The organism is Streptomyces sp. NBRC 110611 (assembly GCF_001590865.1).
In the GTDB taxonomy this organism is placed as follows: domain Bacteria; phylum Actinomycetota; class Actinomycetes; order Streptomycetales; family Streptomycetaceae; genus Streptomyces.
In genome coordinates this window covers 1-10,189 of sequence record NZ_BBUY01000007.1, presented here as the reverse complement: position 1 = coordinate 10,189, position 10,189 = coordinate 1, and the positions used below count along the sequence as shown (strand labels likewise).

Annotated in this window: 9 protein-coding genes, 1 pseudogene and 1 riboswitch; of the genes and pseudogenes, 1 reads left to right on the top strand and 9 read right to left on the bottom strand. The window is 69.4% G+C overall.

The annotated features are described in order from the left end of the window. Nucleotides 1-40: 40 nt before the first annotated feature. From AZE13_RS17175 to AZE13_RS17150, 6 genes are all read right to left on the bottom strand, one after another. Nucleotides 41-1,378, bottom strand: coding sequence for an aminotransferase class V-fold PLP-dependent enzyme (locus AZE13_RS17175; RefSeq protein WP_066932039.1), 1,338 nt, complete (start codon nucleotides 1,376-1,378; stop codon nucleotides 41-43). 201 nt (nucleotides 1,379-1,579) lie between these two features. Then, nucleotides 1,580-1,697: riboswitch (SAM riboswitch) on the bottom strand. 126 nt (nucleotides 1,698-1,823) lie between these two features. Then, complete coding sequence (trpD, locus tag AZE13_RS17170) at nucleotides 1,824-2,888, bottom strand: anthranilate phosphoribosyltransferase (protein ID WP_066932037.1); 1,065 nt, start codon at nucleotides 2,886-2,888, stop codon at nucleotides 1,824-1,826. A gap of 140 nt (nucleotides 2,889-3,028) precedes the next feature. Then, the gene (locus AZE13_RS17165; RefSeq protein WP_066932035.1) at nucleotides 3,029-4,666 is read right to left on the bottom strand and encodes a cytochrome b; all 1,638 of its coding nucleotides are present in this window, start codon (nucleotides 4,664-4,666) and stop codon (nucleotides 3,029-3,031) included. After that, nucleotides 4,663-5,724 (bottom strand): Rieske 2Fe-2S domain-containing protein, encoded by a 1,062-nt coding sequence (locus AZE13_RS17160; protein WP_398780159.1) that lies wholly within the window; start codon nucleotides 5,722-5,724, stop codon nucleotides 4,663-4,665. The genes AZE13_RS17165 and AZE13_RS17160 overlap by 4 nt, the downstream gene beginning before the upstream one ends. Further along, nucleotides 5,721-6,530 carry a c-type cytochrome gene (locus AZE13_RS17155; RefSeq protein WP_066932031.1) on the bottom strand — a complete coding sequence of 270 codons (810 nt, stop codon included), beginning with the start codon at nucleotides 6,528-6,530 and terminating at the stop codon, nucleotides 5,721-5,723. Before AZE13_RS17155 ends, AZE13_RS17160 begins: the two co-directional genes overlap by 4 nt. A gap of 84 nt (nucleotides 6,531-6,614) precedes the next feature. Next, nucleotides 6,615-7,235 carry a heme-copper oxidase subunit III gene (locus tag AZE13_RS17150; RefSeq protein WP_066932028.1) on the bottom strand — a complete coding sequence of 207 codons (621 nt, stop codon included), beginning with the start codon at nucleotides 7,233-7,235 and terminating at the stop codon, nucleotides 6,615-6,617. Between the two features lie 273 nt (nucleotides 7,236-7,508). On the opposite strand from AZE13_RS17150, the gene AZE13_RS17145 reads away from it, so the two are divergent. Then, the gene (locus tag AZE13_RS17145) at nucleotides 7,509-7,910 is read left to right on the top strand and encodes a hypothetical protein (RefSeq protein WP_066932026.1); all 402 of its coding nucleotides are present in this window, start codon (nucleotides 7,509-7,511) and stop codon (nucleotides 7,908-7,910) included. Between the two features lie 40 nt (nucleotides 7,911-7,950). Here AZE13_RS17145 and AZE13_RS17140 read toward each other — a convergent pair whose 3' ends face one another. The 3 genes and pseudogenes from AZE13_RS17140 to AZE13_RS17130 form a co-directional block, all read right to left on the bottom strand. Next, nucleotides 7,951-9,219 carry an Ig-like domain-containing protein gene (locus AZE13_RS17140; RefSeq protein ID WP_258527849.1) on the bottom strand — a complete coding sequence of 423 codons (1,269 nt, stop codon included), beginning with the start codon at nucleotides 9,217-9,219 and terminating at the stop codon, nucleotides 7,951-7,953. A gap of 153 nt (nucleotides 9,220-9,372) precedes the next feature. Further along, nucleotides 9,373-9,771 carry a cytochrome c oxidase subunit 4 gene (locus AZE13_RS17135; RefSeq protein ID WP_066932022.1) on the bottom strand — a complete coding sequence of 133 codons (399 nt, stop codon included), beginning with the start codon at nucleotides 9,769-9,771 and terminating at the stop codon, nucleotides 9,373-9,375. Continuing rightward, a pseudogene (locus AZE13_RS17130) lies at nucleotides 9,768-10,189 on the bottom strand (cytochrome ubiquinol oxidase subunit I); the annotation flags it as partial. The gene AZE13_RS17135 and the pseudogene AZE13_RS17130, both read right to left, overlap by 4 nt.

Here is a 10,189-nt window from a genome sequence, read left to right as displayed (position 1 = left end):
CGAGAAACCACCGCGGCGGGAAAGCCGACAACGTGGGAAGTTAAGCCAGCGCAGCCAGCGCAGCGATTAGGCGCTGAATGTGCTCCTCCGGCGTGCCAACGCCCACGCTGACGCGGAGGGCGCTCAGCGGGGCCTCGGCCGGTGCGGTCTCGGGGGTGCCGCACTCGCCGGGGGTGTGCGGGTCGCTGTCGAGCAGCGTGCGGACGAGCGGGTGGGCGCAGAAGAGGCCGTCGCGGACGCCGATGCCGTATTGGGCGGAGAGTGCGGCGGCGAGCTGTGTGCTGGACCGGCCCTCGACGACGAAGGAGAGGACGCCGACGCGGGGGGCGTCGTCGCCGAAGAGGGAGAGGATCCTGAGGCCGGGCACCTGGGCGAGGCCGGTGCGAAGGGTGTCGGTCAGGTGCTGCTCGCGGGCGGCCAGGGCGTCGCATCCGGCTTCGGTGAGTGCCTTGCAGGCGGAGGCGATGGCGTAGGCGCCGATGACGTTGGGCGAGCCGGCCTCGTGGCGGGCGGCGGTCTCGTGCCACTCGACGTCGAGGCCGCCGGTGTGCCGGGTGACGGTGCGGCTGGCGCCGCCGCCCGCGAGGTACGGTTCGGCCTCGCGCAGCCAGTCCGGGCGCCCGGCCAGCACCCCGGCGCCGAACGGCGCGTAGAGCTTGTGCCCGGAGAAGGCGACCCAGTCGACGTCGAGGTCGCGGACCGAGACCGGGCGGTGCGGGACGAGCTGCGCCGCGTCCAGGACGATACGGGCGCCGTGGGCGTGCGCGGCGGCGGCCAGTTCCCGTACCGGCCACAGCTCACCGGTGACGTTGGAGGCACCGGTCACACACACCAGCGCCGGGCCATGGGGCTCGCGGGCGGCCAGGGCCTGCTCCAGGGTGTCCACGGCCTGCTGGTGCGTCCGCGGCGCGTCGAGGTAGGTCACGGCGGTGTCGGCGCGGCGCGCCCACGGCAGCAGTGCGGCGTGGTGCTCGGTCTCGAAGACGAAGACCCGGGTGCCGGCCGGCAGGGCGGCGGCCAACAGGTTGAGCGAGTCGGTGGTGGAGCGGGTGAAGACGACCTGGTCGTCGGGGCGGCAGTCGAGGAAGGCGGCGACGTCCGCGCGGCTGTTCTCGAAGAGTTCGGTGGACAGCTGCGAGAGGTGTCCGGCGCCGCGGTGCACACTGCCGTAGTACGGGGCGTAGGCGGCCACATCGTCCCAGACCCGCTGCAGCACGGGAGCGCTGGCGGCGTAGTCCAGCGCGGCGTACTCGATGTCACCGCCGGTGGCCAGCGGGACCCGGACGTCCCGGCCGAGAACGGGCAGCGGGGCGGGGACGGACCGGTCGGCGGTGGTGACGGCAGGAGCGGCAGCGGCGGCAACGGTGGATACGGACATGGCGAACTCCCGTGAGAAGTAGGCGAATTCGCTGCGGCACGGCGAGGAACGAGGGGCGCGGGGCGCGCGGCACGGCCGCAGCGTGAAGAGACGTGAAGAGAAAGTCGCAGCGTGGGAAGGGCGCGGAGAGGGGCCGTCGGGCCCTATCGCATTCGCTGGTTCACGGAAGTTCTCCCTCGGGGACCAGGATCCCTGGCGAGGGATCCGCGCTTGCCGCAGACCTCGCTGCCTGCGACCTGGTCATCACCCGGGGCACCCCGCCACGGAAGGAGGGTTGCCGGACAGCGGGCCGGGGCCTGCATCGCTGTCACTCGTGACCTGGGAAGGAAAGTAGTTCAGTTGATCGCCGTCGCGCAACCGTTGTCCGGATGACGGGATGCCCGGGGTGCCGGTGCCCGGAGGAACCGGCACCCCGGTTCGGCGGCGTGCCGGGGCCGGACAGGCCCTACGCGTTGCTGGCGGCCACCCAGCGCTCCAGGGCCCGCCGGGCCGCGCCGGAGTCGATGGACTCGGCGGCCCGCTCGATGCCGGCCCTGATCTGCTCGGGCAGGGGGGCGTCGCCGATCTCCAGGGCGACCAGGGCGGCGGCGGAGTTCAGCAGCACCGCGTCGCGTACCGGGCCGGTCTCGCCGTCCAGCAGGCGGCGGGCCACATCGGCGTTGTACGAGGCGTCGGCGCCGCGCAGCGCGTCCACCGGGACGAGGGGGATGCCGACGTCGCGGGGGTCGAAGGCCACTTCGCGGACCGTGCCGTCACGGACGATCCATACCCGTGAGGTGGCGGTGGTGGTCAGCTCGTCGAGGCCGTCGTCGCCGCGGAAGACGAGCGCGGAGGAGCCGCGTTCGGCGAGGACGCCGGCGAGGATCGGCGCCATGCGGGCGTCGGCGACCCCGGTCGCCTGGGCGCGGACCCGGGCCGGGTTGGTCAGCGGGCCCAGCACGTTGAACGTCGTACGGATGCCCAACTGGCTCCGGGCGTTGGCGACGTGCCGCAGTGCGGGGTGGAACTTCACCGCGAAGCAGAAGGTGATGCCCGCCTCCCGGGCGACCTCGGTGACCCGCTGGGGGCTGAGGTCGAGGTTGACGCCGAGTTTCTCCAGGACGTCGGAGGCTCCGCTGGCGGAGGACGCCGCGCGGTTGCCGTGTTTGACGACCCTGGCGCCGGTGCCGGCCACCACGATCGCGGACATCGTGGAGATGTTGACGGTCTTGGCGCCGTCGCCGCCGGTGCCGACGATGTCGACGCTGGGGCCGGGGACGTCGATCAGCCGCGCGTGCTCGTACATGGCGCGGACCAGGCCGGAGATCTCGGCGACGGTCTCGCCCTTGGCGCGGAGGGCCACCGCGAAACCGGCGATCTGGGCGTCACCGGCCTCGCCCCGCATGATCCGGTCCATGGCCCAGGCGGTGTCGTCGGCGGTGAGGTCACGGCCGTCGAGGAGGGCGTTCAGGATGCCCGGCCAGGTGTGGGCCGCCACGCTGTCGCCGCCTGCCGGGGTCACAACGTTCATGGTCCACGCTCCTGGTGTGTCGGCTTTCCCTGCGGTCAGCCTATCGAGCCGGCGACATGCCGGAGGGCCCCGTCCAATGATCAGGACGGGGCCCTCTGGGTGGCGTGTTTCCTACGGTGCGCTACGAGGCGCCCGGGGGATCAGTGGTGGCCGTGGCCGCTGGTGATCTCCTGGTACTCCTCGGCCGTGGGCTTGGCGATGACGTTGTCCTCGCCGTAGTAGCCCTTCGAGAGCTTGGCGCGGAGCTTCTCCGAGCGCTTGATCTTGCGCCGGACGCCGTTCTCGTCGACCTCCGGGCCCACCTCGAACGGCTTGGGCTGCTCGTGCTGGGTGAGGGTGTGCAGCTGCTCCTGGCTGAGCGGCTCGTGGACCTCGATGAACTCACCGTGCGGCAGGCGCTTGATGATGCCGGACTCGCGGCCGTGCAGCACCTTGTCCTTGTCGCGGCGCTGGAGGCCGAGGCAGATCCGCTTGGTGATGATGAACGCGAGGACCGGTCCGACGAAGAACCCGATCCGGACGAACCAGGTGATGGCGTTGATCGACAGGTGGAAGTGGGTGGCCCACAGGTCGTTGCCACCGCCGACCAGCATCACGAAGTACGCGACGAGCCAGGCCACACCGAAGGCGGTACGGGTGGGCACGTTGCGCGGGCGGTCCAGGATGTGGTGCTCGCGCTTGTCGCCGCGGACCCAGGACTCGACGAACGGGTAGACCGCGATGGCGACCAGGACCAGGGGGAAGATCAGGATCGGGATCAGCACACCGAAGTTGACGGTGTGGCCCCAGAAGTTCCACTCCCAGCCCGGCATGACGCGGACCAGACCCTCGGCGAAGCCCATGTACCAGTCCGGCTGCGCACCGGTGGAGACCTGGTCGGGCCGGTACGGTCCGATGGCCCATACGGGGTTGATGCTGGCGATCGCGGCGATCACCGAGATCACACCGAAGACCAGGAAGAAAAAGCCTCCGGCCTTGGCCATGTAGACCGGCAGCAGCGGCATGCCGACGACGTTGTTGTTGGTCTTGCCGGCACCCGGGAACTGGGTGTGCTTGTGGTAGAAGACCAGGATCAGGTGCGCCACCAGAAGGCCGAGCATGATGCCGGGCAGCAGCAGCACATGGATCGTGAAGAACCTCGGGATGATGTCGTGCCCGGGGAACTCGCCGCCGAAGATGAACATCTGCAGGTAGGAACCGACCAGCGGCATCGCCAGGATGACGCCCTCGATGAACCGCACGCCGGTGCCGGAGAGCAGGTCGTCGGGGAGCGAGTAGCCGGTGAAGCCGGTGAACATGCCCAGCACGAACAGCAGGAAGCCGAACAGCCAGTTGACCTCGCGCGGCTTGCGGAAGGCGCCGGTGAAGAACACCCGCATCATGTGGACCATCATCGCGGCCAGGAAGACCAGCGCGGCCCAGTGGTGGATCTGACGGATGAGCAGGCCGCCGCGGACGTCGAAGCTGATGTCCAGCGTCGACTCGAAGGCCTGGGTCATCCGGATTCCCTGCATGGGCACGTAGGAACCGTGGTAGGTCACCTCGGCCATGCTCGGGTGGAAGAACAGCGTCAGGTAGACACCGGTCAGGATGATGATGATGAAGCTGTAGAGCGCGACCTCACCCAGCATGAAGGACCAGTGGTCCGGGAAGATCTTGCGCATGTTGGCCTTGGCCAGGCTGTAGATGCCCAGTCGGCCGTCCGCCCAGTCGGCGATCCGCTCGCCCCGTGGCGCCTGGCCACGGCGCGTGGTGGTCGCGCTTGTCTCGTTACTCATCCGCGCTCCCAGAAGCTCGGGCCGACGGGCTCCTCAAAGTCGCTCACGGCCTCGAGGTAGCCGTCCTTCACCGTGATGTTCAGCTGCGGCAGGGCGTGTCCGGCCGGACCGAAGATCACTCGCCCGCCGTCGGCGAGGTCGAAGGTCGACTGGTGGCAGGGGCAGAGCACGTGGTGCGTCTGCTGCTCGTACAGGCTGATCGGGCAACCCACGTGGGTGCAGATCTTCGAGTACGCGACGATGCCCTCGTGCGACCACTCGAGCTCGCGCTTGTCCTTGATGTTGCGCGGTTCGATCCGCACGAGCATCAGGGAGTCCTTGGCGATCTTGTTGTTGAAGTCGTGGTCGTCGTCCGCCAGGCCCTCGGGCTTGGCGAAGGTCAGCGAGCCGACCGCGATGTCCTCGGGACGCAGCGGCTGGTTGGTCGACTGGTTGACCAGCCGGACGCCCTTCTTCCAGCTCGTGGTGCGCAGCTTCCGCTCGGGCAGCGGCCCGAGGTCCCGCAGCAGGACGACGCCGGAGAGCGGCACCAGGGCCAGCGCGCCGAACATCGTGTTGCGGATCAGCTTGCGGCGGCCGAACTGCGACTCGGCGGCGCCCTCCCGGAAGTCCGCCATGACCTTGGCCTTGACCTCGGGGGTGGCCTCGATCGGGTGACGGTCGTCGGCGACCTCCACGTCCGACATCAGCGTGCGGGCCCAGTGGACCGCGCCGGCGCCGATGCAGAAGAGCGCGACACCGAGGGTCAGGCCGAGCGCGAAGTTCAGTCCGCTGATGTGGCCGAGCGGGAAGATGTAGACGATCTTCTCGATCGGGATCGCGACGTACGCGGCGATGAAGCCGACCGTCGCGATCATGGACACCAGGAAGAGCAGGGCGACGGTGCGCTCGGAGCGCTTGGCGGCCCGCTCGTCGATGTCCTGGGCGCGGTGCTCGTGGGGCGGCAGCCCCGGGTCGGCGAACGGGTCCGCCTTGGTCACCGCAGCTTCGTGAGCCGTCTCCCGCTCACTGGGAAGAATTTCTTCTGGCACGTCTGCGTGTCGTCCAGTCTCGCTCATGACTTCTTGGCCTTCGTAGTCCGGGCTGCGACCCAGATGGCGACCGCGACCAGCGCGCCCAGGCCGAAGATGTAACCGAAGAGGCCCTCGACCACCGGTCCGAGGCCGCCGAGCTCCATACCGCCGGGGCTCGCGGATTCGTCGCCGTTGACGGCGCCGAGGTACGCGACGATGTCCTTCTTGTTCTGCTTGCTCAGGGTGCCGTCACCGAAGGAGGGCATGTTCTGCGGGCCGGTTTCCATGGCCTCGTAGATGTGCTTCGGGTCCACGCCCTGGAGCGTCGGCGCGTACTTGCCGTTGGTGAGGGCGCCGCCCTTGCCGGTGAAGTTGTGGCACTGCGCGCAGTTGGTGCGGAACAGCTCGCCACCCTTGCCGATGTCGGCACCGTCGGGGCTGTACTGCGACTTCTCCGGGACGGAGGGGCCGGCGCCCAGCGACGCGACGTAGGCCGCCAGCTGTTCCCGCTCGGCGGTGCTGTAGATGGCCTTCTTCCGCGGCACCTGGGCGCCGGGCTGCTGGGCCGGCATCCGGCCGGTGCCGACCTGGAAGTCGACGGCGGCGGCGCCGACGCCGACCAGGCTCGGGCCGTCGGAGGTGCCCTGACCGCCGGTGCCGTGGCAGCTTGCACAGCCGACGGCGTAGAGCTTCTTGCCCTCCTTGATGGCAAGGGACTGGGCGGTGTCATCGGCCTGAGCCTTGTCCGCCGGCGCGAACGCGGCGTACAGCCCCCCGGTGACCGCCAGCGCGAAGAGTAGGACGACGAGCGCCGCCAGCGGATGGCGCCGTCGTGCGGAGAGCTTTTTCACGGATTACCCCGGTGTCAGGATCTTCTGCGTCGATGCTTTGGCTATGTCTGTCTGATATGCGGGTCCGGTGGTGGACCGGACTACCTACTTGATCAGGTAGATCGTGGCGAAGAGGCCGATCCAGACGACATCGACGAAGTGCCAGTAGTAAGACACGACGATGGCCGCGGTGGCCTGCGTGTGGGTGAACCTCTTGGCCGCGTACGTCCTGCCCAGGACCAGCAGGAAGGCGATCAGACCGCCCGTCACATGCAGTCCGTGGAATCCGGTGGTCAGGTAGAACACCGAGCCGTAGGGGCCGGACGAGAGCGACAGGCCCTCGTGCTTGACCAGCTCGGTGTACTCGTAGACCTGACCGCCGATGAAGATCGCACCCATGACGAAGGTGACCACGAACCACGCGCGGAGCTTCTTGACATCGCCGCGCTCGGCCGCGAAGACGCCGAGCTGGCAGGTCAGCGAGCTGAGCACCAGGATCGTGGTGTTGGTCGCGGAGAACGGAAGGTTCAGCGCATCGGCCGACTCCTTCCAGTACTCGGATCCGGTCACCGATCGGAGGGTGAAGTACATCGCGAAGAGGGCCGCGAAGAACATCAGCTCGGAACTCAGCCAGATGATGGTTCCGACGCTGGTGAGGTTCGGCCGATTGACCGTCGGGTGCGCGTGCCCGGTTTCTACTGTCGTTGCTGTCGCCACGACCGACATTATGTCGGTCGCTTATCCCGCCCTCACTCCGGGGGGTGCCGTTCGGTGTGTCAAGGACGTATGCCCTGCTCTTACGGCCCATTTCCGTCATCGCTCGAAGGGGGGAAGCGGGGCCGCCGAGGGCGTCCGCGGGGGCCGCGCGGGCCGGTTCTGACGGGCCGTCGGGAAGATCCCGGGCCGGTCCGGCCCCTGCTGCCGGCCGCGGTTACCGGAGTAGCATCCGGCGCATCCGTACCACCCGATGCTGTGCCACTACGAGAGCGTGGAGGAACGATGCAGGCGACTGCCACGGTGCTGGTCTACAGCGACAACGCGGGCACCCGCGAGCAGGTCCGGCTGGCGGCCGGACGGCGCCCCGCCGCCGATGTCCCGCAGATCGAGATCCTGGAGTGTGCCACCGCGCCGGCGGTCCTGGCGGCCCTGGAGCAGGGCGGCATCGACGTCTGTGTACTGGACGGCGAGACCGCGCCGGCGGGCGGGATGGGCGTCTGCCGGCAGATCAAGGACGAGATCTTCCAGTGCCCGCCGGTCCTGCTGCTGATCGGCCGCCCGCAGGATGCCTGGCTGGCGACCTGGAGCCGGGCGGACGCCGCGGTGCCCCATCCGATCGACCCGGTGGCCTTCGCCGACGCCCTGGCCGGCCTGCTGCGCCGTCAGCACCTGGCGGGGGTGTGAACGGGCGCTGAGCGCCCCCTCGGCGCCCTCTGCCGGGGCCCTAGATCTCCGGGCGCAGGCGGGCGTCGGGGGCCGGGTTCCGGTCGCGGTGGGCCGCTCCTGTGGTGCCGCCCGCCGCGCCCTTCAGGGCGCTGCCGGCGCGCCACTCCTGCCAGGGCATGTTCCAGTCGCCGAAGCCGTTGCCGAACGGCGCCATGGTGTCGCCGCTGCTGTTGATCACGGTGACGACGTCGCCGACCCGCACGGTGTTGAAGAACCACCGGGCGTTGCCGGTGGACATCCCGGTGCAGCCATGGCTGACGTTCGCCGCGCCCTGCGAGCCGACGGACCAGGGTGCGGCGTGGACGTATTCGCCGCTCCAGGTGACCCGGGTGGCCCAGTAGACCGGCAGGTCGTAGGCCTCCGAACTGCCGGCGGCGATGCCGACGGTCGTGCTGCGCATGCGTACGAAGCTCTCCTTGCCGAGGATGACCTTGACGCCGTTGCGGGTGGAGAAGCCGGGTTTGCCGGTGGTGACCGGGAGGGTCTTGATCGCCTGGCCGTTGCGCTTCACCGTCATCTGGTGGCTCGCCGCGTCGGTGACGGCCTCCACGCGGTCGCCGGTGGTGAGTCTGACGGGCTTGGAGACGCCTCCGTAGAGCCCCTTGGCGATCTTCAGGCCGGCGAGGTTGCTGTGCACCGAGACGGTCGCGTGGGCGGGCCAGAACTCCTTGGGGCGGAAGTGCAGCTTCTTGTCGTCCACCCAGTGCCAGGAGCCCTCGACGCGCGGCATGGAGTCGACCTTCAGGGCGCTCTCGACGAGGGCGCGTGCCTTCGGGTCCTTGACCGGCTTGGACAGCTCGGCGGTGACCGGCTGGCCGACGCCGTACTGGCCGCTCTCCGGGCCGAAGACGGCGGTCAGCCGGCCGTCCGCGCCCTTGGTGTGGACCTGGAACGTCTTGCGGCCGGGGGCGCCGTCCTCGTCCTCGGTGCTGACCCGCACGGTGTAGCGGGTGCCGGCGGCCAGGGGGGCCGTGGTGCGCCAGTGCCTGCCGTCGGCGCTGAGTTCGCCGCGCAGGGTGCGCCCGGTGGCGTCGGTGGCGGTCACGTCCGTGATCCGGGCCTCGTCGTCCGTGACGGAGACCTCGAGCGGGGTGTCGGGGTCGGCTTTCCGCTGTCCGTCCGGGGTGTTCGCGGTGATCTGGTCGTCCGCGTCGTAGGGATTGGCGGAGAGCGAGTTCGAGCCCCCGCAGGCGGCGGTGCTCACCGCGAGGGGCACGAGCAGGAGGCCGCAGCTCAGCACCGTCCGGGTTCGAGGTCTGTAGCTCATGCCCCAAAAGTACGAAGAATCACCTTTCCCGGCGCGTCGGAGGACTGCAAACGGGTGTCTCCCAGGCCGCCGAACGGGGCGGGCCCGGACACCTGTTGGGGTGTCCGGGCCCGCTGCACGGCGTGTCAGCCGTGCGGTTCTCGCCTTGTGTGCTTACTGCGTGCGGTTCTCACCGTGGTAGTACTCGAACACCCAGCCGAAGAGGCCCACGAGGATCACCGGCAGGGAGAAGTACAGCAGCCAGAAGCCGAAGCAGACCGCCAGGAAGGAGAGCGCGCCACCGACGGCCAGGGCCAGCGGCTGCCAGCTGTGCGGGCTGAAGAAGCCCAGCTCACCGGCGTCGTCCGAGACCTCGGCGTTCTCGTTGTCCTGCGCTCCGGCGTCGACCCGCCGGGCCGTGAAGGCCAGGTAGTAGCCGACCATGATGCACAGACCGAAGGAGAGGAACAGTGCGGTGGTGCCCGCCGGCTCCTTCGACCAGACGCCGTAGACGATCGCCATGGCGAGGATGAAGACGCTCAGCCAGACGAACATCTTGCCCTGGATCTTCACTTGCCCGCCTCCTTGCCGCCGGCGAGGGACTTGTCGGCCTCGGCGCCGTGGCCGTTGTGCAGCGCGTCGAGTGCCGCGATCTCCGGGTGGTGCAGGTCGAATGCCGGGGATTCGGAGCGAATACGCGGCAGGGTGAGGAAGTTGTGCCGCGGCGGCGGGCAGCTCGTCGCCCACTCCAGCGAACGGCCGTAGCCCCACGGGTCGTCGACGGTGACCTTCTCACCGTACTTCGCGGTCTTCCAGACGTTGTAGAAGAACGGCAGGATCGACAGGCCCAGCAGGAACGACGCGATCGTGGAGATGGTGTTCAGCAGCGTGAAGCCGTCGGACGCGAGGTAGTCCGCGTAACGCCGCGGCATGCCCTCGGCACCCAGCCAGTGCTGGACGAGGAAGGTGCCGTGGAAGCCGACGAACAGCG